Raw genomic sequence first — 22955 nt, forward strand, 5'->3', positions numbered from 1 at the left:
ATTCTCCTCAGGCAGCCTGCTTGCGGCGCCGGGTCAAATGCTCCACAAAAGCCTGCTTCAGCGCGGGCAACACTTGCAACGCATTGCCGACAATCCCGTAGTGTGCGAAATCGAAGATGGGTGCGTTCGGGTCGGTGTTGATCGCCACGATCACGTCTGCGCTTTCCATGCCCACGCGGTGCTGGATCGCGCCGGATATGCCGGCGGCAATGTAGAGCTTGGGCCGTACCGTCTTGCCGGTCTGTCCCACCTGGCGCTCCCCCTCGACCCAGCCGGCCTGCACACATGGCCGGGTCGCACCCACTTCGCCGCCGAGCACGTTCGCCAGTTCGAACGCCAGCTGGAAGTTCTCCGGGCTCTTCAACCCCTTGCCGCCGCTCACAATCACATCGGCATAGGGCAGGTTGATCCGGTTGCTGCTCGCATCCGGGATAAAGTCGAGCAGCCTCGTGACGATATCCGTCTCGATCATCCCCAGCGTTCCCGGGACGATGTTGCCGGTGCGTTCGGCGTCGCGCAGCGGCATCGGCATCACGCGCGGGCGCACCGTCGCCATCTGTGGACGGTACGCGAGCGTCATGATCGTGCACAGCAGCGAGCCGCCGAAGGTGGGGCGCGTCGCCGCCAGCGCCCGCGACGCAGGATCGATGTTGAGTTCAGTGCAATCGGCGGTCAGCCCGGTCAGCAGGGTCGTTGCTACGGAGCCGGCAAGGTCACGGCCCATCGACGTCGCGCCCAGCAGCAGGATCTCGGGCTGATGCTGGTGGACGAGGTCGGTGAGCCCTTTCGTGAACGGCTCGTTGCGATAGCCTTGCAAGACCGGGTCGTGGACGATGTACGCATCGTCCGCGCCGTAAGTGAAGGCTTCTGCGGCAAACTGTTCGAGCGGTTCATTCGCGCCGCCGAGCACCGCGATGCCCACTCGGCTGCCGAGCGTGTCGGCCAGTTTGCGCGCTTCACCGAGCAGTTCCCACGAGACGCTGTGCACGTGTCCACGGTCGTGCTCGATAAAGACCCAGACGCCTTTGTAGGCCTTCAGGTGTTCCGGCAGTTCGAGGATGCGTCCTGCGCGGCCGGCGGGTTTCTTCGCGGGGGCGGCGGGTGCGTTCATGACCCCTCCTTCATCAGCAGGTCAGCTTCCAAAGTAGGATGGCGCGTGAAGATCTTTTGCAGCAGGTTCACCAACACGTCGCAAAGACTCGATGCGTCGAGGTCGAGCATCTCCGCTTTCTCGCTGCGCGGCGTCGGTCCAAAGACTTTGCTGACCACTGTCGGCGAGCCCTTCAGACCGATCTTGCTGAGGTCTTCGATGCCGGCCTGTTCGCAGTTCCATTTGTGCACCGGATAGCCGGCCGCATGAATCATCGCGGGCAGCGTCGCAAAACGCAGTTCGTTGGTGTTCTCCAGCATTGTGATCAGGCACGGCAGCGCGGTCCTGAGCACGTGCACGCCGCCCTCGGCGCGGCGCTCGACGGTGATCGTGCGCGCATCGAGAGCGGTCTCGACGATGCGCGACACGTAGGTCAGCAATTGCAGCCCGAGGCGTTTGGCGATACCGGGGCCGACTTGCGCGGTGTCGCCGTCGATCGTCTGCTTGCCAGTGAACACGATGTCCACCGCCTGCTCCTTCGCGATCTGCTGGATACCCGCTGCCAGCGCGTACGACGTAGCGAGCGTATCCGCGCCAGCGAATGCGCGGTCGGTGAGCAGCACGGCGTCGTCCGCGCCGAAGCTGATGCACTTGCGCAGCGCTTCCTCGGCCTGCGGCGGGCCCATGCAAAGTAACGTGACCTTGCCGCCGAAGCGGTCCTTCAGCCGCAGCGCCTCTTCGAGTGAAAACAGGTCATACGGGTTGACGATCGCCGGAACACCTTGGCGCATGATCGTGTTGGTGACCGGATGAACGCGGATCTGCGTGGAGTCCGGGACCTGCTTGATGCAGACGACAATGTGCATGGTCTTAACGATGTGCATGGTCTTGCTCCACCTGTCAGGCAAGGGTGCGCGCGGGCAGCGACGCGCGCAGACTGTCGAGTGAAACGTGCTGCCGCCCGTTTGTGTCCCGGAACACCTTGAACACTTTTTCCTGCGCCGGCGTGGAGGTGACGAAGTCGCCGTAAGCCTTGAGCAGCAGCGCGTGATATGACGCGAACAGCGCGCCTTCGTCGCTTTCCGGCAGCGCGTCCTGTTGCTGGATGTACTGAAAGAAGCGCTTGAGGATGTGTAGCCGACTCACGTTGACGATCTTCTGGTCGAACGGAATGCCGAAGAACTGCAGGAAGTCCTCGGCTGAGGACAGCGCCTTGAGTTGCTGGACAAAGCTTTTCATAGCGTTTACTCCTTGCAAGCGGATGAGGATAGATGCGGACAGAACGTCGGCTCGGCGAAGTACTTGTCGCAGGCGTCGCTGGTGGCGCACGGCGGCGTCGTGCCAGACTGATCGGGTTGCGCGACGCACTTCGTGAAGCGGACCACAGCGCCGTTCATGACAATTCTCCGACGGTGTAGCGCAACTCGATCAGGAAGCGATACAGGTCGGCGGCGCTGGGCGCTTGCTTGTGCTGGGTGGCATGGTGCCGGATACGGGGCAGCAGCAGCACGAGCAGCTTTTCACTGACGGGCAGGCCGAGCGCGTCATAAGCCTGGCGCACGCTTTGCGAACCCGAATGCTTGCCGAGCACGACCGAGCGTTCGCGACCGAGTTCGGCGGGATCGAAGCTCTCGTAGGTCGATGCATTCTTCGCGAGCCCGTCTGTGTGGATGCCGGACTCGTGCGTGAATACGCCGGCGCCGACAATGCTTTTGTTCAGCGCGACCGGGCGTCCTGAAGCCCGTTCGACAAGCCGAGAGATGCTCAATAGCGCGGTCGTGTCGACGCCGGTGTTGCGACCCATGATATGGCGCACGCCCATCACGATCTCCTCCAGCGCGGCATTTCCGGCGCGTTCGCCGAGACCATTGACGGTGGTGTTGGAGTGGGTTGCGCCGGCGCGCAGTGCGGCAAGGGTGTTCGCGGTCGCGAGCCCGAGGTCGTTGTGCGCGTGGATTTCGATTTCCAGATCGACCGCGTCGTGCAATCGCGCAATCGCTTCATAGGTCGAAAAAGGATCGAGGACGCCGAGCGTGTCCGCAAAGCGGATGCGTTGCGCACCGCACTGTTGCGCGTGCCGCGCCACGTCGTCGAGGAACGAGGGGTCCGCGCGCGAGGCATCCTCCGCGCCCAGCGAAACCTTGCGGCCGCTTTTGACGGCGGCGCTGATCACGCGATTCACCTGCGCGAGCACCCATGAGCGCGGCTGGCGCAACTTGTGTTGAAGGTGGATATCGGAGACGGGAATCGACAGGTGAATGATGTCGGGATTGCAGCACAAGGCCGACGCCAGGTCCGCGTCGGTGAGACGGCCCCAGACCATCAGATCGGCGTCGAGATTCAGCGCGACGATGGTCCGGATGCAATCGATTTCCTCGGCACCCGTTGCGGGGATACCGATTTCCAGTTCGGGTACCCCGGCGCTTGACAGCGCCTCGGCAATCGCGCATTTTTCGGCAACCGTGAATGCGACGCCAGCGGTCTGTTCGCCGTCGCGCAGTGTGGTGTCGTTGATGATCGGATTCGACACGGGAAGTGGTCCTTTAGGCATTTGATCATACCCATCGCAAGTACTGTGCCATGCACGGTTACTGCGAATAGCCGCTTGCCGCGGGGCTTCCCGGCGTTCGCTGGCGCTGTGATGAAGCGGTCCCAACGAAGACCTGTCGCGAATGTCCTGTTTCGAACAGCTAGGTGTAGCGAGGAACACGGCGCTGCAAAAAGCGATGGACGACGCGATGTGCGTGGTCAGCCAGGACGTGCGGACGCCATGGGTGCGATGCAAACGCTGTAGGGATTGGCTATCCATAGGAACGACGATGCCGGAAGATAAACAGAGGCAGCGGCTATGAGCGCGGCTATGCGCTCGCGGCGATGACCGCCATGGCGCTTGAAGAGGCCGCACAGCGCTAAGGACGCTTGCCCCCAGTGCTCACGCGCGAGGTCGCGCGTATGTCACGGCGGTTCGATCGTCAGGTCGGCGTCGCGCAGCTTCACGCAGCACGCGAGACGCGATTGCACGTCAAGACCCCATGCACTGTCGAACTGGTTGTTCTCCTCGTCGTCAGGAGGCGCCAGTCAGTGAGATTGTCATGATTGTCTTACACGGAAAACGAACTGCCGCAGCCACAGTTGCTCTGCGCATTGGGGTTGTGAATGACGAAGCGCGAACCTTCCAGGCCGTCTTCGTAGTCGACGCGCGCGCCGAACAGGTATTGCTGGCTCATCGAATCGACCAGCAGCGTGACGCCGTCCGTGACGGTCTGCATGTCGTCGTCCACCACCTGGTCGTCGAACGCGAAGCCGTACTGGAAGCCCGAGCAGCCGCTGCCGGACACGTACAACCGCAGCTTCAGGTTGGGATTGCCTTCTTCCTCGATCAGCGAGGCCACTTTCGCAGCGGCCTGAGGCGTGAATTCGAGCAGGCCCGGCATGACGCCGGGTGTGGCGGAAGCCGGTTGGGCGAGCGTTTCCATGGAGGTTCCTCTCAGGCTTGAATGGACTCACTTCGGGTTGGATGAGCAGGTCGGTTGCTCGGCGAGTTGCAGGTCGTTGGCTACTGCGCCTCGAAGCGTCTGGCGCGGGCGAAAGTCGGACACGGCCGCCTTGATCGCGTCCTCGGCGAGAATCGAGCAGTGGATCGCGATCGGCGGCGATGCCAGTTCCTCGACGAACTGATGCGTGCACAACGTCCCGGAGCGCATGCCGCGCTCGTGGACGCCGCTGTGCATTTGGCACGCGATCCGCACGCGCGGCCGGAGCCCCACATATAGCGCGCCGATGCCGTTGGGGCCGTAGATCTTGTGAGCCGGGAAAGACATCAGATCGACCGGCACTTGCCGGCGCCCGGGGCATCCACGTGCAGCAGGATGCCCCGGGCGCGGCAGAGCGCGCCGTTTGCAGCGATGTCCACGTGGCCGCTTTCCTGCACCGGCAACACTGTGACCTCGAAGCCTTCGCGATCAAGTTCGGGCATCGCGCCAAGCACCGACTGGTGCTCGGTCGTGAGCGTCACCAGGGGATTGCCTTTGGCGCGATGAAAGTGCGCGGCACCTTTGTCGCGAGGTTGTTCGATTCCGTCGCTTCGGAGGTCCAGACAATCTCGCGCGGGTCCGCGTTCACGAGCGAACTGGCCTGTTCGAGGGCCAGTTCAACCGCTTCTTCGGCGACCCAGCCATAGGCATGCGAACGGCTGGCAGGATTGCCGTACATCTCGATCAGGTAAGGAGCATGCGTCTGATCACGCGCGGATCGACCGCCGTGGTGGTGGCATGATCCCGATACACGGGGTCGGCGCCGCGTGGATGAAGGCCGGTGCTGACGCGTTGGAAATCCGACATTGCAGGCTCCTGAAAGCGGGGGTAGTGCGACCTTCAGCGCAACTTCCATGCCAGTGGATTTTCACGCTCTAGTGGCCTCGTTCAGCCGGTCCGGTGTTGTTTCGCTGTTGTTTTTGTGTCGATGCGCGCGACGAGCCCGGATTTTCGTCGTCCTTTTTGTCGGATTTGTCGTTGCGCACGCGGGATTGACATGCGCGATGGCTCAATCATCAGGCGTAGAAATGGGCTTACCTTAGACGCCGTGTCTTTGCGTTGATCTTGCGCTTTGCGCTGGTACATCGAAAGCGCGCAGCGCACGAAGAGGAAGTCAATGTGAACATGCAGGCGGCCGTTGCCCGGCAAGCGCTGGACGGTGTCTACGAGGCGAGCAAGACGCTGGTTTCGTCGCTCGATGTGGCAAAAGCCTTCCCGAGTCCCTGAACTATCTTGTGCGCACCATGGAGTGGCGGCGCGCCTTTGTGGTGCTGGCCGAACCGGACCGGCAACTGGGCGGCCTGAGCGCTACGGGTCTTTCGCGTGACGAGCAGCAGCGTCTTCAGTTCCGTCCCGGCGAAGGCACCGTCGGCCGCGCGTGAAAGAGCGGCATCGGGGTGATCGTGTCCAACGTGAATGATGAACCGTCGCTCCTGTTCGCATGGGTGGCGCGGACCAGATACCGGGGGCGTGCATCGCCATGCTAGCGACGCCGATCCACACCGACCGGCGCACTCTCGGCGTGCTCGCTGTCGATTGCGTGAACCCCGGTGCAAGCCGGCTGTTTGTCGATGACCTGCATCTGGTGATGATTGTCGCGACCCTGATGGGGGTAGACGTTGCCGCTCCAGCGCAGCGTATGCGCGGCGCACGATAGCATGCAGGATGACGTCAGGCGCATGCGGAAGGTGATCAAGCCCGCTTAACAGATCGACCAGGTAGTCGGTGTCTCGGCGGCGATCCAGGCAGTGTTCGCACAGATTCACCAGCTCGCCCCCGCGCGTACCATCGTGCTGCTGCACGGCGAGAGTGGCACTGGCAAGGAATTCATCGCGCGTGCGATCCACGACTTGTCGCCGCGTGGCAGCGAGTCGTTCGTCCGGGCAATTGCGCGGCGTTGATGGAGTCCTTGCGGGAAAGCGAGCTGTTCGGCGACGGGAAAGGCGCCTTCACCGGCGCGCAGGGGCCACAAGTAAGGGCCGCTTCGAACTGGCGGCGGTACGCTGTGCCTTGACGAGATCGGCGATATCGCGCCGTCGTTTCCGGCCTAGCTGTTGCGCGTGCTGCAGGAGCGCGAGTTCGAGCGTGTCGGCGGCATGACGCCGGTGAAGGTGGATGTGCGTCTGATTCTCGCGACCAATCGCAACCTTGAACGGATGGCGACGGCCGGCGAGTTGCGCTCGGATCTCTACTACTGTATCAACGTGGTCAGTATCGAGTTGCCGCCCCTGCGTGAGCGGCGAGAAGATATTCCGGCCAAGGCACAGCTTCGTGCCCGTTTCAACCGTGAAAACGCGCAGTCCATTCGCCTCGACGCGGAAGCGATGCGGGTGCTGATGAGATGCTACTGGCCGGGCAAAGTTCGTGAACTGGAGAACTGTGTCGAATGCAAGGCGACCATGACGCGTGACGGCGTGATCGACCGTTTCAAGTTCCTGTGTCAGGAGGACCATTATCTGACGAAGGTGCTGCACTACATCGAGCGCGAGGATGCGGTTCGTTCCGCGCCTCTGGGCGAAATGCCGATCGCTGAAGTGCCGTCGTCGCAGCCGCCGTACGGGCATCATGATCCGGATATGGCGTCGCCACCGGCTGTCTGGTGGGCAGCCCGGCCACTGAGGCTGCCACTGATCTGGATCCGGCGGCGGACGACTGAACGTTCACGACATCGCAAGCCGGGGAAGCCGGAGGGTTAACGCGAACGATTGATCTGGTCGACGGAGCGCAGCGGCTCGGCCCAGGCGAAGGCGGCGCGCTTCCTGGGGATCACGCCCCGGCAGATAGGCTATGCGCTGCATACATCCTCTATTGAGGTTCACCGGTTCTGACCAGGATAGAGAATGCTTCGCCTACCCAGCTTGTGCGGGTCCATCTCGCTGGTTCGGCACATGCGTTCCAGGTCGTGTGAGATTTGTCGCAACACCGACACGACGCAACGAAATTGGAGGGATACGTCGCGCGCCGGGATCATACATAACTGCGAAATATCCCCTAACACGTTGATCCTTGGCTTGCTTGTCGAGTGGCATGGATCTGGCTTTATGGCTTGCGCGCGGCCGCCGTCGGTTGCGAGGAGATATCCATGCAAGCGAGTTCAAATGCGAGCGACTTGCCCGCAGCGGCTTATATCGGCATCGGGCAGATTAAACCTCTCGGCGTGAAGATCGAAGACCCGTCCACCGGTGGCGGCTGCGGCACGCACGGTGGCGAGGGTAAGGCCAGTTGCGGCGCGTCGGGCAGTCTCGACGACTTGCCGCCGGACATCTGGGAGAAGGTCAAGAATCACCCGTGCTACTCGGAAGAAGCCCATCATCACTATGCGCGCATGCATGTGGCGGTGGCGCCGGCTTGCAACGTCCAGTGCAACTACTGCAACCGCAAATACGACTGCTCGAACGAGTCGCGTCCCGGCGTGGTCTCTCAGAAGCTAACGCCGCAACAGGCAGTGAAGAAGGTCGTGGCCATCGCAAGCGAGATTCCGCAGATGACGGTACTTGGCATTGCCGGTCCTGGTGATTCGCTGGCGAGCCCGAAGAAGACCTTCGAGACGGTCCGGATGCTGCAGGAACAGGCGCCGGACATCAAGCTGTGCCTGTCGACCAATGGCTTGGCGTTGCCCGACCTTGTGGACGAAATCTGCAAGTACAACATCGACCACGTGACAATTACCATCAACATGGTCGACCCGGCGGTGGGCGAGAAAATCTATCCGTGGATTTTCTGGGAGCACAAGCGCGTGACCGGTTACGAAGCAGCCCGCATCCTTTATGACCGGCAGATGAAGGGTCTCGAGATGCTCACCGCACGCGGCGTGCTGACCAAGATCAACTCGGTGCTGATTCCCGGCATCAACGACGAGCACCTGATCGAGGTCAACCGCGAGGTGAAGAAACGCGGCGCGTTCCTGCATAACATCATGCCGCTGATCTCGGAGCCCGAACACGGCACTCACTTTGGCCTGAGCGGCCAGCGCGGGCCGACTGCGCAGGAACTCAAGGCCGTGCAGGACGCCTGCATGGGCGGCGCCAACCTGATGCGTCATTGCCGCCAGTGCCGCGCGGATGCGGTTGGCCTGCTCGGCGAGGACCGCAGCGAGGAATTCACGCTCGACAAGATCGAGCAGATGGAAGTGGTCTACGACCTCGACCGCCGCCGTGAATACCAGCAGCGCGTCGAAGCCGAGCGTCAGGCGCAGCACGACGCGAAGCAAGAAGCGCTGGCTGTCTCTCGCGAGATCGACGTCGCCGACGACATGAAGGTGCTGGTCGCGGTCGCAACGAAGGGCGGCGGCCGGGTCAACGAGCACTTCGGCCACGTCGCGGAGTTTCAGATCTTCGAGGTCTCGGCAGCCGAAGCGCTGTTCGGCGGCCATCGCCGGGTGGACCTGTATTGCCGGGGCGGTTATGGCGACGACGAGCAACTACCGTCGGTCGTGCGCGCGCTCCACGACTGCCACGCGGTGCTGGTCGCGAAGATCGGCGCCTGCCCGAAAGACGAACTGGCGCAAGCGGGCATCGAGCCGGTCGATCAGTACGTCGGCGAATTCATCGAAAAAGCGCTGCTTGCTTGGTTCAACGACTACCGCAGTCGCATCGCCAGCGGCGCCATCGTGCATCGGGACCGCGGCGATGCTTCAATCCGCCAGGGCGCTTACACCTCGTCAGCCTCAGCGGCGTGATATCCCACACCCTTCCAGACAGGACAACAGGAGAGCCTCCATGCCTCTGAAGATTATTGCGTCCACCTGTACGGGATGCTCGGCCTGCGAACCGGAATGCCCCAATGTCGCGATCAGCGAGAAAGGCGGCGTGTTCGCGATCGACCCCAAGAAATGCACCGAATGCGAAGGCCACTTCGACGACCCGCAGTGCGTCGCGGTGTGTCCCGTGGACGGCTGCATCGTTCAGGTTTGAGTCTGGCTCGTGGCCGGGCCGGCCATTCATCCAACAGGAGACTACGCATCATGCTGTCCAACGTAACTGTTACGAGCGCCGCCGAGAAGTTTATGCGTCGTATCGTGGGCTTTTCGGGCCTGCCGGCTGGCGCCGGCTTTCGTCTGGTGGTGAGCGCCGGCGGCTGTTCCGGCCATACCGCGGAATTCACCGCCGAGCCGGCGCTACAACCAGGCGAACAGGAACTCGACATCAACGGCTTGCGCGTATTCCTGCCGGCTGAGAGCCGGCTGATGCTCGAAGGCATAACGATAGATTTCGCCGACACGCCAACCCAGTCCGGCTTGATCTTCTTCAATCCGAACCAGGCCGCTTGTGGTTGCAGCAGCAGTGCGGATTCGGCGCCGCCAGGCGTGGCGACCATCGATGTCAGCGCGATTGGCCGCGGACGGCCGCCGCTGCCGCGTCAGACTTCCTGAAGAGGAGCGATGGCGATGGAGTCCGGCGACCGTGCCCTCGACGACGCAATGACCGCGTTTGCGCAGAGCGCGATTGGCGGCGGCTTGCCGTCAGGCGTCAATGCATTGATCGCCGAGGCGGGTCGGTTGCGCGAGCGCCCCGATGAGGCGCTCGCGCTGTTGCAACGCGCCCGCGCCGCCGCGCCGCGCCATCCGGTGCCGTTGATCGCGCTGTACCGCTTTTACTTCTACGGCCATAAATTGGCGCAGGCGCGTGCGATCGGCGAAGACGCGCTGGCGGTCGCCCGCACCGCGCTGGGCTCAGATTTCGGCGAGGAACCGCTTGCGGCCGCGAACGTGACCACGCGTTATGACGCGGCCGCGCGTTTTTATCTGTTCACACTGAAGGGCCTCGTGTACCTCAACACGCGTCTCGGCGACTTTGAAGAAGCGCGCATGCTACTGCGCGAATTGCGCCGGCTCGATCCCGAAGACCGGGTGGGGGGCGCGCTGCTTTCGCATGTCTTGGATCGTCATGAGACCGGCGCCGGGTCCGACGATGCAATGGATGCGCTGAGTGCGTATCCGACGCGCGGCTGGACGGGGACGCAACCATGAGCGTACAGAACGTGCGCGTACCAGTCGGCGACATTGTACCGCGCCACTGGCAGGGCGGCCCGCTCGACTGCACCGGCTGCGGCTACGTGCGGTTCCGCGAGTTGCCGGCGGAGCACGGTTGCGGGCCAGGGCACGCGTGCATGCAGGATGCGTACGCGCGCCGCGTCGAGCGCTTCTTTCACTGGCATCCTGAACTGGCCAACGAGCAGCTTGCGCATCCGTACTTCGAGGTGCGCGCAATCGCCGCGAGTCACGCCGATGTGTTTTGTCTGCCTGCATTGCTCGGCGATCCGGACGAGATGGTCCGGCTGCAGCTCGCGTTGCGATTGCCGCAGGCGCAACTGGCGCGCCTGATCCACGATCCGCATCGCGAGGTGCGGATTCGCGTGGCGCAGCGCGTGTCGCCTGCTGCATTGGTCGGCATGCGGGGCGATTCCGACTACGGCGTGCGCGAGTGGGTGGCGCAGCGTCTGCCGCTCGCGCTGCTGCCGCAGATGATCGGCGACCCTGATCGCGTAGTCCGGATGCGACTGGCCGAGCGTCTTGAGATGCCCGCGCTGCTGCGTATTGCCGACGACAGCGAGGCCGAGGTACGCCGCATCGTCGCTGAGCGTCTGCCCGCGACGCTGCTATCGCGCCTCGCGTTCGATCCCGATTGGCGAGTGCGCTGGGAAGTCGCGCGGCGCGCCGCTGGCGAAATCGTGGCGTCGCTGGTGAATGACGCGGACGAAGAGGTGCGCGCGCTCGCGCGGCGGCGCCGGCAGTCGGGCGAGGTCGCGAACCTGATGACCACCGGACAAACGCAACGATCAGCAGGAGCGAAGCATGGCTGACATCAACCGCGACGACGACCTGATTGAGGTCGCGTTTCCCCCGCGCTTCAACTACGACGAGCGCGTGATCGCACGCTCGGTTATCCGCAACGACGGTACGTACAACGGCAAGGACATCGGCGAAGTGCTGGTGAACAAGGGCGAGATCGGCTACGTCACCAGCATCGACACCTTCCTTCAGCAGTTCTATATCTACGCGGTGGATTTCGTCGAGAGCGGCCACCGTGTCGGCATGCGCGCGAAAGAGCTATGTACGCTCGACAACCTGCCGGACGACGTGCTGCAAGGCTTGGGCGAGCGGGCCGAAGCGCTGCACAAGATCGGCACGCGGGTCCAGCCGGAAACGTCGCAACCGCAGGAGCCGTCAGCATGAGTATCGAACCGGTTCAGCCTGCTTATCAGTGGGGCATGCGCGTGATCGCGCTGGATGACCTGTGCAACGACGGCAGCTTTCCGGAGCGCGGCCAGGACAATTGTCTGGCCGAGGCGGGTACGGTCGGCGAAATCGTCAACGTCGGCCAGGTGGTTGAGAGCGGCGAGCCAGTCTATCTGGTGGATTTCGGCAACTGTGTCGTCGGATGCAAGGGGAATGAAATTGCGCCCGCGCCCGCCGGCCTGCTACCTGAAGAAGGAGCCATGTCATGACGGTTCAGGCGAGTGCGCCAGAAGCGGCGGCGGCGCGCGACGGTTTGCGCGCGAGCCGCCCGTTCGACCTGACCCAGCGCCAGATCGAGCAAGCGTTGCGCGAGCGTACCCGCTACCACTATGTGCTGCCGCGCGTGCTGCGCGATGGGCAGGGGTTCCGTGTCGAGAGCCCGTGCTGCTCCCGCAATGTCGACGCGAATGGCGGGCTGATCGACATAGCCTGGCTCACGCGCGATGAAGACGGTATGTGGCACCTGAGCGCGCGCGATCATGCGTCGCACCGATGGATGCCCCAGCATGAGAGCACCGGTCTGGCCGAGCTGCTGGACACGCTGTGCATCGATCGCGAATGCGTGTTCTGGCCGTGAAGCAAACTAACGGAGCCCGGCGATGATCTATCTCGACCACAACGCGACCATGCCGCCAGCCTCCGCCGTGGCGCAGGCGATGCTGTCCATCCTGACGGATGCGTGGGGCAACGCGTCGTCGCAGCATGCCGTCGGGCAGCAGGCGAAGGGCGCGCTCGCTGCGGCCCGCGCGACGATCGCGCGAGCGCTCGGTTGCAAGCCCGCAGAGTTGATCTTCACCAGCGGCGCCACCGAAGCCAATCACCTGGCCGTGTGCTGGCTGCACGCGGCGCCGCCGGGGGGGCGGCACTGTGGCGTATTCAGCGCGATCGAACATGCAGCGCACCTGAAGCTGGCGCGAGCGCTGGCTGCACGCGGCGTTGCGGTCGACTACATCGCCGTGCGGCCCGACGGGACGCTGGACCTCGACAGTGTCGCCGCGCTGATTGGACCTGACGTCGGGGTGGAATCGCTGATGGCGGCCAACAACGAGACGGGCGTATTGATGCCGGTCGCCGAAGTACGCGATCTCGTGCATTCGGCCGGCGCGCGCCTCCATGTCGATGCGACGCAGTTCACCGGCAGGCTGCCGTTCCATTTCGCGCAGAGCGGGGTCGATGCGGTGTCGCTGTCGGCGCACAAGCTGCGCGGGCCGAAGGGCATCGGTACGCTCCTCGTGCGCCACGGCGTGACGCTGGTGCCGCAGGTGCAGGGCAGCCAGGAACGGCATCGACGCGGCGGCACCGAGAACCTGCCGGCCATCGCCGGCTTTGCAGCGGCGCTCGAGCGTATCAGCGACGTAGCGAGCGAAGCGGCGCGCGTGGCCGCGCTGCGTGACGCACTGGAGCAGGGGCTGCGGTGCGCACTGCCGGCCGTCCACGTGTTTTCGGCGCAGGCATCGCGTCTGCCCGGCACCAGCTACCTGCGTTTCGGCGAGGTTCCTGCCGAGGTCGTGTTGCAGCGCATCGAGCTGCCGGGCGTTGCCGCGTCGTCAGGCTCGGCATGCTCGTCTGGCGGCAGCGAGCCGTCGCACGTGCTTGCCGCGATGGATGTGCCGCGCGATGAGACGCTGGCGGCGGTGCGTCTGTCGCTCGCGAAACCACTACGGCGCAGGACATTGAGTACGTGCTCGCCTATCTGCCGCCGTTGCTTCGTCCACTGCTGGAGGAAGCAGCGCATCCCGCTTGAACGTGGTTTGAACCTGTCATCAATCTCCGGAGTCCGAAACCATGAAAGTCATGATCCGCAAGGACAGCAAGGGCGCGCTGAGCGCCTACGTGCCAAAGAAGGACCTGGAGGAGCCCATTGTCGCGATGGCGCAGCCCGGGATGTGGGGCGGTCTCGTCACGCTCGCGAACGGCTGGCAACTCGAATTGCCCGCGATGGCCGACGATACGCCGCTGCCCATCACGGTCGAAGCGCGGCGCATTGCGGGCGTGGAGGAGTGAGATGACCCTGAACGCCGAGCAATTGGACTTCGCGGCGGACCTGCTCCGCACGGCACCGACGCTACGCGACGCCGCCACGCAATGGCACGAACGTTATCCCGAGGTGCTCACAATGCATGTCAGCGCAGCGGTGATGCGCGACGATATAGCAGCGCTTCGGTTCGGTGTGCGCAGTATCTATTTCGCGATGTCGGCCGGGCATTGCAGGTCCATCACGCAGCGGCCTGAAGAGGCCGATGCGTTGATCCTGACCGAGGACGGGGCGCATGGAAATCGATGAGATCGCGCTGAGCGAACCGGCTTGCGCGGCGCGCGAGATCGATTTCGTCAACGCTGTGCTGCAATCTTCGCGTTGGAGCGACGGGCCGATGCTTGATTCGTTCGAGCGCGCGTTTGCGGGCTGGGTTGGCCGGGAGTATGCGGTCGCGGTCGCGAGCGGCACGCTCGCGACCTGGATTGCGTTGCGCGCGATGGGGATCGGCCCGGGAGACGAGGTGGTCTGCGCGTCGCACACCTGGCATCAGGTGGCGCAGGCGATCACGCTGGCGGGAGCCATGCCGGTGTTCGCCGACATCGACTACTGGAGCGGTTGTCTGAGCGCCGAAAAAGCCGCGCAGAAGATCGGCCCTCGCACGCGCGCGATCCTCGCCGGCAATACCAACGGCCACCCGGCCGCGTGGGCGCTGCTGCGCGAACTGGCCGACGCGCAGCGCTTGCGGCTGATCGAAGACAGTACCGAGGCGTTGGGCTCGCGCTACCGGGGCCGCAACGTCGGCTGTTTCGGCGACGTATCAGTGTTCGACTTCTCCAGCCCGTCCGCGCTGTGCACAGGAGCGGGCGGCATGCTCGTCACCGACGATGACGAACTCGTCCATGAACTGCGCTATCTGCGCGAGCGGCGCGTCACGGACCGCGCGTCCGTCTCGGTCGGCTCGTGGGTGCCGCTGCAGGCGGGCATCAGTGATCTGACCGCCGCGCTCGGTCTCGCGCAACTGGCCGAACTCGACACGCGCCTCGCGCAGCGAAAGCAGGTCGAGACCTGGTATCACGAAGAGATGCAAAGCTTCGAAGGGATCAAGCCGGCCTACCTGGCAGAGGACGTCGAAGAAGTGCACAGGATGCTCTATGTTGTGCATTTGGGCAAACGTTTTACGCAGAGCGCGCGCGCCCAGATGATCGACGACATGAAATCTTGCGGCATTGAGACGGTGGCCTACAGCCATCCGCTGCATCAGCAGTTCCACTACTTGAACGCGGGCGATGCGATCGGCCGCAAGAGCGGCCTGTTGCCCGACACCGAGCGCATCGGCGATCGCGCGCTGGCGCTGCCGCTGCACACGCTACTCGACACCGACCAGGTCAAGTACATCGTCAAGACGCTGAAAGACACCGCGACCAACGTGGGCGCCGGCGCTGCCATTTATCTGTGAGCCGCACTCCATGACCGTTTCAGTCCAGACCATCGCCGAACGCCTGTGTGCGGGCGGCGTCATTCCGTACCTGGGACCGGCGCTGCTCGCGCTGTGCCCCGATACGGCCGCCCCTGCCACGCCGCTCGCGCTCGCCGAAATCATCACGGCCAAGGTCAGCGTGCTGTACAAGATCCGCACCCGGCTGACCCAGGCGGCGCAGTTCATCGAAAACTTCAAGCATCGCAAGTCGCTGGTGAGCGTCATGAATGAGGCCTTCGCCATGACGTCGACGCCGTCGGCACTGCATTGCGCGCTGGCGGCGATGGGCGCCGGGCTGGTTGTCGACAGCTGGTACGACGACACCTTCGCCTGCGCGCTGGCGCAGGCGCGGCCGCAGGGCGGCTGGGCGCAGTTGCAGGGGCTGTCGCAGGCCGAGCATTTCGGCCATTGGTTCGCGGCCTATAGCGCAGACGGCGCGTTGCTGGATGCCGTGCCGGCCTCGGGCGCGCTGCTCTACAAGCCGATTGGCGGCCATGCGCCGGCCTCTAACTACCTGGTCTCTGACAGCGACTTCGTCGAAGTCATGACCGAGATCGATATCCAGACGCCCATTCCGCCCGCCGTGCAGGCGTGGCGCCGCGGTCGAAGTTTTTTGTTTCTGGGCTGCCGTTTTGACGACCAGCTCACACGCAGCTTCGCGCGCCAGATCATGAAGCGCTCCTCCGACATGCACTGGGCCGTGCTGCCCGACGAACCGACGCGTATGGAGGCGCGCTTTCTCGAAGAGCAGGGCATCACGTGCATCGCGATGCCGCTGGGCGGGTTCGCCGAAGCGTTGGTGGATGCCTTGCAACCCACACTGGCCGCGTGAAGCGTGGCCGCTAGCCAGCGTTCTTTATCCGTAGCCTTCTATCAAGATCGCCATCATGACCACATTGACCGTACTGCCTTCGGGCAAGACCTACGACGTTGCCGTCGGCGCGACCCTGCTGCAGGCACTGCTCGCCGCAGGCGAGAGCATCGAGCACAAGTGCAACGGCAAGGCCGACTGCGGATCGTGCCGCCTGTTCGTACAGGAAGGGCGCAAGAGCCTGCCGAAGATCCAGCGGCTCGAAAACGACAAGCTCGATACGCTCGTCGGCATCGGCTCCAAGTCGCGCCTCGCCTGTCAAGTCGTGCTGGCCGAAGAGCCGGTGACCATCGAACTGCTGACTTCGTCTGAGCGGCGAGATGACCGCGGTCGAATCGCTGGTGGTCGACGTGGCCATCGTCGGCGCGGGTCTATGCGGCGTCGCGCTGGCGCGCGCACTGCACGCTCAGGACGTTTCCGTCGTTGTCATCGAAGCGCGCGAGCGCGTGGGCGGCCGTGCTGACGCAACATTGCTAAGCCACCGGTCAGACGCTGGGTCTAGGTCCGGCCTGGTTCTGGCCTGATGCCGAGCCGCGCATCGGCGCGCTGCTCGACGAACTCGAACTGGGTATGCCGAGCGTGCGGCAGCACGACCCCGGCGATGCACTTTGGCTCACCGACCCGAACCGCGAACCGCAGCGGCGCGAGGGGCCGCTTGAGACGCATGCCGGGGCGCGCCGCATCGCAGGCGGGACGGCGCGTCTGGTCGTGCTGCGCTGCCGGCAGCCTGCGTGCGGACCAGCAGCGCGTTGCTGATGCTGCGTGACCGCGGCGCCTGGCTTGAACTGCAAACACGAAGTAGCGCTGCGACACGCGTGCTGCGTGGCCGCCGGGCGGTACTCGCGTTGCTGCAGCGGCTGGGGGCGGAGCATGTCAGGTTCGATCCGCCGCTGCCCGCGCTGCTTGCTGACGCGCTCGCGGCCACACCGACCCTGCTGAGCGCGGAGCTGGCGTTCAACAACACGTCGTGCGCGTTGTCAGAACTTCCCTGACGAGCACCAGCCGGACGCGGCGCTGCTACGTGCGATCGCGCTCGAATTGAACTCGCGTCTCATGCATGCCTGTCCGGACATCGATCCTGCGGCGGTGCCGGCACGACCCGCAGCGCCGCTATCGAAACCAGCGCGCGGCTGGCGATCATCGAGCAGGCCGGCACGGCCGCGATGATCCTGACCGAAGGCGTGGATCCGGGTAGCGTCGAGATACGGCAGATGCCCTTCGCGCGTTCCGGCAGGCAGTCGGCGGTGGCCTGTTCCAGCGTGCCGGCCACATGACGACGGTGAGTCTGAGTGCCATCGGGTAGGCGCCCCTCGAAGTTCACATGCATCGACAGCGCGATTCCCCGTTCGGCTTAGCGCAGCAGCTTGCAGCGCTCGGCCGGCGAATAGTTGCTGAGGTGCCCTTCGCGGGCCGCCTGACGCCGCGCGAAGGAGATGATCGCGCGGCTCTTGCCGGGCGAGGCCGGCGCGCTGACCTGCTTGTCCAGCGCGGTGCCGCCGCATTGCGGGCAGACGGGCGTGTGGCCGGCGCGCACCAGCGTTTCGAATGCGTGGCCGCAGGCCGCGCAGCGGTAGTCGTACAGGGGCATGGTGATCCGATCTCCGTTTCAGGTGGATGGGGCGCAGCGGATCGCGCGTTGGTGCGAGCTGTGGTCTGTCATTGCGGCGCAGTCTTCGAGCAGCATGTCCGGGGCCGGTGCGTGCGCGCCGAGCCCGATCCAGGTGTACACCAGGGCCGCATTGGAGCCGACCATGCGGCGCTCGTCGCATTGCATCAGCGACCGGCGGAACAGCAGCGGCTCGGCCAGCAACAGCGTCAGCGCTACATTGGCGTCGATCGTTTCCGGCACCACTTCGCTCGACTTGATGCGCGGTGCCGCGCGTTTGAACCACTCGCTGATCGGCCGCGGCGCCATGAAGGCCCTGCAGCGTGCGGCGGTCCAAGGCCAGCTCAGTAGGTTGCACACGTCGAGCGTGTGGCCGGCCATGCGCAGCAGGGCTTTCTGGCGCGCATTGCCGGAGCAGCCGGGTTTTTGTAGATGGTGATGTGGGCCCATTGCCGGGGTTCTCAGGTTTGACGCAGCAGTTGCAGGCAGTCGAGGCTGGCCGCCATGTCGATGGCAGTGAAGTCGTCTTGGTAATGCACAGCCGGATCGGCGCCCAGTCCGAGCAGCGTGCGCACTTAACAACGGAACGGAACACTCACTGCGCTCGCTAGAACTTCATCCCAACGCCTGGCCCCAGTACTAGCGGGTCGATGTCCAGTCGGCCCAACGAACTGCCGCCGACCGGGGCATCCGTGTGCATTCAGATCTTCTTGATATCCGCGTTGAGAAAGACGGTCTTCGTGATCTGCACGTCGGCGCCAGCATGCACCGCCGGACCGAAGCTGCTGCGTGACACCTCGGGTGCCTTCTGGGCCCGCGCTCAGGCCGTCGTTGTAGAAGTACGTGTAGTTGACCCCCGCGCCGACATACGGTCGGATCATGCCAGCATGGTTGAGGTGATATTGCAGCAGTGTCGGTGGTAGCACGTTCACGCCACCCAGATCGCAAAGACCAGACGTCACGTGTTGCCGCGAGGTACCGAGAATCAGCTCGACGCCGTTCGCATCGCGGATCATATAGATCAGGTTCAACTCCGGCACGAGTGCGTTATTGACACCCATGCCGAGCGACGACAACGTGCCGCTCGCGTGTACTTCCGGCTCGATCGAGATGGCACGCAAACGCACGAGTAAGTCACCGGCGTGGGTCCCGTCCGCCGGCACCGCGCCTGCCATCGTGCTTCCGTTCGCGCTTACGTCATTCGCGTATGTCCGTACTTCGAACAAACCGGTAGCGCACAGGCTTGCCACGATCATCACGGCGTTAATCATGTGCTTCATCGCTTTGCCCTTGTTGACGTATGCGGGGAATTGTCGACGCGCAAATCAGGGTGGCCCTTGCGCAGGATCAACAGGTCCCGAGCCCGAAGTCAAGATGCGACATCGGGTCACGCGTCGGAATGTCGAGATAGCGGGAGCCTTGAGGCCGGACTATTGGCCTTCACCCGCATTGACCGGTACCCAGCCGGCTGCCGGTCGAACGCGGAATTGCCCTATCGCCTGACGATGCGTTGCGTCGGGAGGTGATCATGACGCTCATGTGCAGCGTGCCGCTGAATTTCGCGGCGATCTCGCTAGCGCATCAGATCGACTTCGTCCGCTATTTCTCAAGTGAGCTTACTGCCCTGGAACCATACCGGGAGGCGGGACTGGTGAGCATCGATGGAAACGGCATCTCGATTGCCCCAAAAGGCCGGTTCTTCGTGCGCGCAGTGGCCATGGTGTTCGACGGTTATCTGGAGCGACCCTCGAGCGCGTCCTGGTCAAAACTGATCTAGCGGCACGACGGCGGTGGCTGGCGCAAACAACGCGACGGGGCGTGTTCGTCGAACTCCGAAATAGCAACGCCAGGGTGCGTATTCGCTGATCCGGATCAGATTGTCCCGCGCATCGAGAATCCTGCGAGCGTTGCATTACCCGCAAACCGCACCGTCAGCAAGGTGTTCCCCTGTTCACACGGACGCCGTAAAGTCTGTCCTTCGTTCCGCGCCACGTGCCCCGTTGCGACCCTCGATTGCCAGATCGAGGCCATCCCTCGCAGCCTGGCTCTGCTTCAGTTCAGCCATGAAGACATGGGCAATCGCCTGATTTAGCCCGCGCACTGCGTCAGTGCACCGCACCCCGCCGCTTTGTTCATCCTTGATCGGCATCAATCACAAAGCTGGCAGGTTGTTGGACCATGACGCTGCGAGTGTGATGCCGCATGCGTCAAGCGAGCTTCAGGTCAAAGCTGCCACAACCCAGATTAACTACCATGATAGACAGAAAAGCCTTAAGGAAACGGTCGATAGCCATCGTCACAACATTGAGCGCCTGTCTATCGGGATGTGATCTGACTGTGCTTGATCCAAAAGGGAGCGTGGGCGCGGCCGAGAAGTCGCTGATCGCCACCGCCACGTGGGCGATGCTGATCGTCGTGATCCCGGTGATCCTGCTGACGTTGTTCTTCGCGTGGCGCTACCGTGCGTCGAACCGTCACGCGGTCTATGCACCCAAATGGGCGCACTCGACGGCGATCGAGATCGCCGTCTGGACGATCCCCACCCTGATCATCCTGTACCTCGGTATCCTGACGTGGCGCACCACGCATGAGCTCGACCCGTACCGGCCGCTGCAGTCGAGCGTGAAGCCGATCGATGTCGAGGTGGTCGCGCTCGACTGGAAGTGGCTCTTCATCTACCCGGACCTCGGCATTGCGTCGGTGAACCAGCTCGCCGTGCCAGTCGATACGCCGGTGAATTTCCGGATCACGTCGGACTCGGTGATGAACTCATTCTTCATCCCGCAACTCGGCACTCAGGTGTATGCAATGGTCGGCATGCAGACCCGTCTGCACCTGATCGCGGATGCACCGGGAAATTTCGAAGGCATGTCCGCCAACTTCAGCGGCAAGGGATTCGCCGACATGAAATTCCGCACGCTTGCGACGAGCCCCACCGACTTCGACGCATGGGTGCGGAAGGTCAAGGCTTCGCCGGACCGCCTGAGCATGGACGAATACGCCGAAGTCGCGAAGCCGAGCGAGAAGCAGTCGGTACGCTACTTCTCATCGATCGACCAGCACCTGTTCCGCAACATCGTTGCCCGATACAACAACGGCAACGTCACGGCCTTCCGCGACGCCGCATGTCGCACACAGACCACGGAGTAAGCCATGTTTGGAAAACTCACGCCCGGCGCGATTCCGTTCGATCAGCCGATCATCATGGGCGCGGCCGCGTTCATGGCGCTCATCGTGCTGGCGGTCATCGCCACGCTCACGAAGCTCTGCCGCTGGAAGTGGCTCTGGACCGAGTGGCTGACAAGCGTCGATCACAAGAAGATCGGCATCATGTACATCATCGTCGCGGTGCTGATGCTCATGCGCGGTTTTGTCGACGCCGTAATGATGCGGCTTCAGCTCGCGATCGCGTTTCACGGCCCCGGTTACCTGCCGCCGCACCACTACGACCAGATATTCACCGCGCACGGTGTCATCATGATTTTCTTCATGGCTATGGCGCTGATGGTCGGCCTCTTCAATCTTGTCGTGCCGCTGCAGATCGGCGCGCGCGACGTCGCCTTCCCGTTCCTGAATTCGCTGAGCTTCTGGATGACGGCGATCAGCGCGATCCTGATCAATCTGTCGCTCGTGATCGGCGAGTTCGCGCAGGTAGGCTGGCTCGCGTATCCACCGCTGTCGGAGCTGCAGTTCAGTCCCGGCGTCGGGGTCGACTACTACATCTGGAGTCTGCAGCTCTCCGGCGTCGGCACGCTGATTACCGCGATCAACTTCTTCGTTACGATCGTCAAGCTGCGCGCGCCCGGCATGACGCTGATGAAGATGCCGGTGTTCACGTGGACCGCGCTGTGCTCGAACGTGCTGATCATGGCAACGTTCCCGATCCTAACCGTGACGCTCGCACTGCTCGGCCTCGACCGCTACGCAGGCATGCACTTTTTCACAAATGAGCTCGGCGGCAACGCGATGGTGTACCTGAACCTGATCTGGGCGTGGGGCCACCCGGAGGTGTACATCCTCGTGCTGCCCGCGTTCGGCATCTACTCGGAAGTGATCGCGACGTTTGCGAAGAAACCGCTGTTTGGCTACAGAACGATGGTCTACGCGTCGTGCGCGATCACGGTGCTCGCATTCCTCGTGTGGGCGCACCACTTCTTCACGATGGGTTCCGGCGCGGACGTTAACGCGTTCTTCGGCATTATGACGATGGTCATCGCGATCCCCACGGGCGTGAAAATCTTCAACTGGCTGTTCACGATGTACCGCGGTCGCATCGAGTTCACCGCACCCGTGCTGTGGACGATCGGCTTCATGGTCACGTTCACGATCGGCGGCATGACGGGCGTGATGATGGCGATCCCGGGCGTGGACTTCGTGCTGCACAACAGCCTGTTCCTGATCGCGCACTTTCACAACGCGATCATAGGCGGCGTCGTGTTCGGCTATCTCGCAGGCTTCCATTACTGGTTCCCGAAGGCGTTCGGCTTCAAGCTTAACGAGAAGCTCGGCAAGCGGGCGTTCTGGTGCTGGTTCGTCGGCTTCTACGTGTCGTTCGTGCCGCTCTACGTGCTCGGCTTCATGGGCATGACCCGGCGCCTGAATCACTACGACAATCCGACCTGGCATCCCTGGCTGTTCGTCGCGGCATGCGGCGTGGTGCTGATCGCACTCGGTGTCGTGCACCAGATCGCCCAGGTCGTCGTGAGCGTGATCCATCGCAACGAGCCGGAATACGGCGACCTGACGGGCGACCCGTGGAACGGCCGCACGCTCGAATGGGCCACCGCGTCGCCGCCCGCTGTCTACAACTTCGCGCGCATACCGGTCGTCCACCAGCTCGACGCGTTCGCGCACATGAAGGAGAGCGGCGCAGCAAATGCCGCACTGGCGCATTACGAGGACATCCACCTACCGTCGAACACCGCGGACGGGTTCCTGATCGGCGCATTCAGCCTCGTGCTCGGCTTCGCCGGCGTCTGGCACATCACGTGGCTCGCCGTGCTGGCCTTCGTCGCGATCGTCGCCGCGCTGATCGCGCGTAGCTTCCGCGACGACCATGGCTACGTGATTCCGGCCTCGCGCGTGCGCGAAATCGAAGCACGACGCGGCAGCGCACCCACCCCGGCCGACTTTGAATTGCCCGAATCTGCGGAGACCTGATCC

25 protein-coding genes and 7 pseudogenes are annotated in these 22955 nt (G+C 63.6%); 20 read left to right on the forward strand and 12 right to left on the reverse strand.

The genetic code is table 11. The features are described 5' to 3' along the window. Positions 1-7 precede the first annotated feature (7 nt). The 8 genes and pseudogenes from B0G82_RS37495 to B0G82_RS40895 form a co-directional block, all read right to left on the reverse strand. On the reverse strand, positions 8-1111 hold the full coding sequence (locus B0G82_RS37495; RefSeq protein ID WP_116140802.1) for an electron transfer flavoprotein subunit alpha/FixB family protein: 1104 nt from the start codon (positions 1109-1111) through the stop codon (positions 8-10). After that, the gene (locus B0G82_RS37500) at positions 1108-1956 is read right to left on the reverse strand and encodes an electron transfer flavoprotein subunit beta/FixA family protein (RefSeq protein WP_105512141.1); all 849 of its coding nucleotides are present in this window, start codon (positions 1954-1956) and stop codon (positions 1108-1110) included. The genes B0G82_RS37495 and B0G82_RS37500 overlap by 4 nt, the downstream gene beginning before the upstream one ends. A gap of 34 nt (positions 1957-1990) precedes the next feature. Further along, positions 1991-2329 carry a nitrogenase stabilizing/protective protein NifW gene (gene nifW, locus B0G82_RS37505; RefSeq protein WP_105512130.1) on the reverse strand — a complete coding sequence of 113 codons (339 nt, stop codon included), beginning with the start codon at positions 2327-2329 and terminating at the stop codon, positions 1991-1993. Positions 2330-2334: 5 nt separating this feature from the next. Continuing rightward, the gene (locus tag B0G82_RS40325) at positions 2335-2487 is read right to left on the reverse strand and encodes a hypothetical protein (protein ID WP_164862329.1); all 153 of its coding nucleotides are present in this window, start codon (positions 2485-2487) and stop codon (positions 2335-2337) included. Beyond that, positions 2484-3620: a homocitrate synthase gene (gene nifV / locus B0G82_RS37510; protein ID WP_121311310.1), complete on the reverse strand. Its 1137-nt coding sequence runs from the start codon at positions 3618-3620 to the stop codon at positions 2484-2486. The genes B0G82_RS40325 and nifV overlap by 4 nt, the downstream gene beginning before the upstream one ends. A gap of 425 nt (positions 3621-4045) precedes the next feature. Next, positions 4046-4168: pseudogene (locus tag B0G82_RS40890) on the reverse strand (2Fe-2S ferredoxin); the annotation flags it as partial. Positions 4169-4191: 23 nt separating this feature from the next. Further along, positions 4192-4566, reverse strand: coding sequence for an iron-sulfur cluster insertion protein ErpA (gene erpA, locus B0G82_RS37520; RefSeq protein ID WP_121311311.1), 375 nt, complete (start codon positions 4564-4566; stop codon positions 4192-4194). A gap of 192 nt (positions 4567-4758) precedes the next feature. Continuing rightward, positions 4759-5430, reverse strand: a pseudogene (locus B0G82_RS40895) (aminotransferase class V-fold PLP-dependent enzyme); the annotation flags it as partial. A 318-nt stretch (positions 5431-5748) separates the two neighbouring features. Between B0G82_RS40895 and B0G82_RS37530 the strand changes: the two are divergent. From B0G82_RS37530 to B0G82_RS37615, 17 genes and pseudogenes are all read left to right on the forward strand, one after another. Further along, positions 5749-7451 (forward strand): annotated as a pseudogene (locus B0G82_RS37530) (sigma 54-interacting transcriptional regulator). 254 nt (positions 7452-7705) lie between these two features. After that, positions 7706-9301 (forward strand): nitrogenase cofactor biosynthesis protein NifB, encoded by a 1596-nt coding sequence (gene nifB, locus B0G82_RS37535; protein ID WP_121311312.1) that lies wholly within the window; start codon positions 7706-7708, stop codon positions 9299-9301. Positions 9302-9341: 40 nt separating this feature from the next. Continuing rightward, positions 9342-9536, forward strand: coding sequence for a 4Fe-4S binding protein (locus B0G82_RS37540; protein WP_026226294.1), 195 nt, complete (start codon positions 9342-9344; stop codon positions 9534-9536). A gap of 50 nt (positions 9537-9586) precedes the next feature. Continuing rightward, positions 9587-9994, forward strand: coding sequence for an iron-sulfur cluster assembly accessory protein (locus tag B0G82_RS37545; RefSeq protein WP_121311313.1), 408 nt, complete (start codon positions 9587-9589; stop codon positions 9992-9994). A 15-nt stretch (positions 9995-10009) separates the two neighbouring features. Continuing rightward, positions 10010-10591: a hypothetical protein gene (locus tag B0G82_RS37550; RefSeq protein ID WP_121311314.1), complete on the forward strand. Its 582-nt coding sequence runs from the start codon at positions 10010-10012 to the stop codon at positions 10589-10591. Then, complete coding sequence (locus tag B0G82_RS37555) at positions 10588-11424, forward strand: 4Fe4S-binding leucine-rich repeat protein (protein WP_116140811.1); 837 nt, start codon at positions 10588-10590, stop codon at positions 11422-11424. The genes B0G82_RS37550 and B0G82_RS37555 overlap by 4 nt, the downstream gene beginning before the upstream one ends. Further along, the gene (locus B0G82_RS37560; protein ID WP_121311315.1) at positions 11417-11797 is read left to right on the forward strand and encodes a nitrogen fixation protein NifZ; all 381 of its coding nucleotides are present in this window, start codon (positions 11417-11419) and stop codon (positions 11795-11797) included. The genes B0G82_RS37555 and B0G82_RS37560 overlap by 8 nt, the downstream gene beginning before the upstream one ends. Beyond that, positions 11794-12069 carry a nitrogen fixation protein NifZ gene (locus B0G82_RS37565; RefSeq protein ID WP_121311316.1) on the forward strand — a complete coding sequence of 92 codons (276 nt, stop codon included), beginning with the start codon at positions 11794-11796 and terminating at the stop codon, positions 12067-12069. Before B0G82_RS37560 ends, B0G82_RS37565 begins: the two co-directional genes overlap by 4 nt. Beyond that, entirely contained in the window at positions 12066-12437 is a 372-nt protein-coding gene (locus B0G82_RS37570; protein ID WP_121311317.1) for a hypothetical protein, read from the forward strand. The genes B0G82_RS37565 and B0G82_RS37570 overlap by 4 nt, the downstream gene beginning before the upstream one ends. Before the next feature lie 22 nt (positions 12438-12459). Continuing rightward, a pseudogene (locus B0G82_RS37575) lies at positions 12460-13604 on the forward strand (cysteine desulfurase family protein). Between the two features lie 41 nt (positions 13605-13645). After that, entirely contained in the window at positions 13646-13864 is a 219-nt protein-coding gene (nifT, locus tag B0G82_RS37580) for a putative nitrogen fixation protein NifT (RefSeq protein WP_007177241.1), read from the forward strand. A gap of 1 nt (position 13865) precedes the next feature. Next, positions 13866-14144 carry a hypothetical protein gene (locus B0G82_RS37585; protein WP_116140817.1) on the forward strand — a complete coding sequence of 93 codons (279 nt, stop codon included), beginning with the start codon at positions 13866-13868 and terminating at the stop codon, positions 14142-14144. Further along, on the forward strand, positions 14131-15294 hold the full coding sequence (locus B0G82_RS37590) for a DegT/DnrJ/EryC1/StrS family aminotransferase (protein ID WP_116140819.1): 1164 nt from the start codon (positions 14131-14133) through the stop codon (positions 15292-15294). The genes B0G82_RS37585 and B0G82_RS37590 overlap by 14 nt, the downstream gene beginning before the upstream one ends. 10 nt (positions 15295-15304) lie before the next feature. Continuing rightward, complete coding sequence (locus tag B0G82_RS37595; RefSeq protein WP_121311318.1) at positions 15305-16147, forward strand: SIR2 family protein; 843 nt, start codon at positions 15305-15307, stop codon at positions 16145-16147. A 55-nt stretch (positions 16148-16202) separates the two neighbouring features. Then, positions 16203-16490: pseudogene (locus tag B0G82_RS37600) on the forward strand (2Fe-2S iron-sulfur cluster-binding protein); the annotation flags it as partial. A gap of 16 nt (positions 16491-16506) precedes the next feature. After that, entirely contained in the window at positions 16507-16710 is a 204-nt protein-coding gene (locus tag B0G82_RS40900; protein ID WP_116117460.1) for an FAD-dependent oxidoreductase, read from the forward strand. A 225-nt stretch (positions 16711-16935) separates the two neighbouring features. Further along, positions 16936-17178: a hypothetical protein gene (locus B0G82_RS37615; protein WP_128592674.1), complete on the forward strand. Its 243-nt coding sequence runs from the start codon at positions 16936-16938 to the stop codon at positions 17176-17178. A 59-nt stretch (positions 17179-17237) separates the two neighbouring features. Here B0G82_RS37615 and B0G82_RS37620 read toward each other — a convergent pair whose 3' ends face one another. The 4 genes and pseudogenes from B0G82_RS37620 to B0G82_RS37635 all read right to left on the reverse strand — a co-directional run bounded on the left by B0G82_RS37620 (position 17238) and on the right by B0G82_RS37635 (position 18967). After that, the gene (locus tag B0G82_RS37620) at positions 17238-17513 is read right to left on the reverse strand and encodes a hypothetical protein (RefSeq protein ID WP_132373999.1); all 276 of its coding nucleotides are present in this window, start codon (positions 17511-17513) and stop codon (positions 17238-17240) included. Positions 17514-17537: 24 nt separating this feature from the next. Beyond that, positions 17538-17774 carry a zinc ribbon domain-containing protein gene (locus B0G82_RS37625; RefSeq protein ID WP_105512117.1) on the reverse strand — a complete coding sequence of 79 codons (237 nt, stop codon included), beginning with the start codon at positions 17772-17774 and terminating at the stop codon, positions 17538-17540. 18 nt (positions 17775-17792) lie between these two features. Next, positions 17793-18242 carry a hypothetical protein gene (locus B0G82_RS37630; RefSeq protein WP_116140829.1) on the reverse strand — a complete coding sequence of 150 codons (450 nt, stop codon included), beginning with the start codon at positions 18240-18242 and terminating at the stop codon, positions 17793-17795. A 157-nt stretch (positions 18243-18399) separates the two neighbouring features. Beyond that, positions 18400-18967 (reverse strand): annotated as a pseudogene (locus tag B0G82_RS37635) (OmpW family outer membrane protein). A gap of 290 nt (positions 18968-19257) precedes the next feature. On the opposite strand from B0G82_RS37635, the pseudogene B0G82_RS37640 reads away from it, so the two are divergent. The 3 genes and pseudogenes from B0G82_RS37640 to cyoB all read left to right on the forward strand — a co-directional run. Further along, positions 19258-19569: pseudogene (locus B0G82_RS37640) on the forward strand (oxygen-independent coproporphyrinogen III oxidase); the annotation flags it as partial. Between the two features lie 476 nt (positions 19570-20045). Then, positions 20046-20942, forward strand: coding sequence for a ubiquinol oxidase subunit II (gene cyoA, locus B0G82_RS37650; RefSeq protein ID WP_164862356.1), 897 nt, complete (start codon positions 20046-20048; stop codon positions 20940-20942). Positions 20943-20945: 3 nt separating this feature from the next. Beyond that, a complete protein-coding gene (gene cyoB / locus B0G82_RS37655) occupies positions 20946-22952 on the forward strand; it encodes a cytochrome o ubiquinol oxidase subunit I (protein ID WP_121311320.1) in 2007 nt (668 codons plus the stop codon). The last annotated feature ends 3 nt before the right edge of the window (positions 22953-22955 follow it).

Origin of the sequence: Paraburkholderia sp. BL17N1 (genome assembly GCF_003634175.1) — a bacterium.
Lineage (GTDB): Bacteria > Pseudomonadota > Gammaproteobacteria > Burkholderiales > Burkholderiaceae > Paraburkholderia.

Excerpts from the sequence above, each read along its gene's own strand:
- B0G82_RS37495 (WP_116140802.1), bottom strand. The coding sequence starts at position 1,111 with ATGAACGCACCCGCCGCCCCCGCGAAGAAACCCGCCGGCCGCGCAGGA.
- B0G82_RS37500 (WP_105512141.1), bottom strand. The coding sequence starts at position 1,956 with ATGCACATTGTCGTCTGCATCAAGCAGGTCCCGGACTCCACGCAGATC.
- nifW (WP_105512130.1), bottom strand. The coding sequence starts at position 2,329 with ATGAAAAGCTTTGTCCAGCAACTCAAGGCGCTGTCCTCAGCCGAGGAC.
- B0G82_RS40325 (WP_164862329.1), bottom strand. The coding sequence starts at position 2,487 with ATGAACGGCGCTGTGGTCCGCTTCACGAAGTGCGTCGCGCAACCCGAT.
- erpA (WP_121311311.1), bottom strand. The coding sequence starts at position 4,566 with ATGGAAACGCTCGCCCAACCGGCTTCCGCCACACCCGGCGTCATGCCG.
- nifB (WP_121311312.1), top strand. The coding sequence starts at position 7,706 with ATGCAAGCGAGTTCAAATGCGAGCGACTTGCCCGCAGCGGCTTATATC.
- B0G82_RS37540 (WP_026226294.1), top strand. The coding sequence starts at position 9,342 with ATGCCTCTGAAGATTATTGCGTCCACCTGTACGGGATGCTCGGCCTGC.
- B0G82_RS37545 (WP_121311313.1), top strand. The coding sequence starts at position 9,587 with ATGCTGTCCAACGTAACTGTTACGAGCGCCGCCGAGAAGTTTATGCGT.
- B0G82_RS37550 (WP_121311314.1), top strand. The coding sequence starts at position 10,010 with ATGGAGTCCGGCGACCGTGCCCTCGACGACGCAATGACCGCGTTTGCG.
- B0G82_RS37555 (WP_116140811.1), top strand. The coding sequence starts at position 10,588 with ATGAGCGTACAGAACGTGCGCGTACCAGTCGGCGACATTGTACCGCGC.
- B0G82_RS37560 (WP_121311315.1), top strand. The coding sequence starts at position 11,417 with ATGGCTGACATCAACCGCGACGACGACCTGATTGAGGTCGCGTTTCCC.
- B0G82_RS37565 (WP_121311316.1), top strand. The coding sequence starts at position 11,794 with ATGAGTATCGAACCGGTTCAGCCTGCTTATCAGTGGGGCATGCGCGTG.
- B0G82_RS37570 (WP_121311317.1), top strand. The coding sequence starts at position 12,066 with ATGACGGTTCAGGCGAGTGCGCCAGAAGCGGCGGCGGCGCGCGACGGT.
- nifT (WP_007177241.1), top strand. The coding sequence starts at position 13,646 with ATGAAAGTCATGATCCGCAAGGACAGCAAGGGCGCGCTGAGCGCCTAC.
- B0G82_RS37585 (WP_116140817.1), top strand. The coding sequence starts at position 13,866 with ATGACCCTGAACGCCGAGCAATTGGACTTCGCGGCGGACCTGCTCCGC.
- B0G82_RS37590 (WP_116140819.1), top strand. The coding sequence starts at position 14,131 with ATGGAAATCGATGAGATCGCGCTGAGCGAACCGGCTTGCGCGGCGCGC.
- B0G82_RS37595 (WP_121311318.1), top strand. The coding sequence starts at position 15,305 with ATGACCGTTTCAGTCCAGACCATCGCCGAACGCCTGTGTGCGGGCGGC.
- B0G82_RS40900 (WP_116117460.1), top strand. The coding sequence starts at position 16,507 with ATGACCGCGGTCGAATCGCTGGTGGTCGACGTGGCCATCGTCGGCGCG.
- B0G82_RS37620 (WP_132373999.1), bottom strand. The coding sequence starts at position 17,513 with ATGCATGTGAACTTCGAGGGGCGCCTACCCGATGGCACTCAGACTCAC.
- B0G82_RS37625 (WP_105512117.1), bottom strand. The coding sequence starts at position 17,774 with ATGCCCCTGTACGACTACCGCTGCGCGGCCTGCGGCCACGCATTCGAA.
- B0G82_RS37630 (WP_116140829.1), bottom strand. The coding sequence starts at position 18,242 with ATGGGCCCACATCACCATCTACAAAAACCCGGCTGCTCCGGCAATGCG.
- cyoA (WP_164862356.1), top strand. The coding sequence starts at position 20,046 with ATGATAGACAGAAAAGCCTTAAGGAAACGGTCGATAGCCATCGTCACA.
- cyoB (WP_121311320.1), top strand. The coding sequence starts at position 20,946 with ATGTTTGGAAAACTCACGCCCGGCGCGATTCCGTTCGATCAGCCGATC.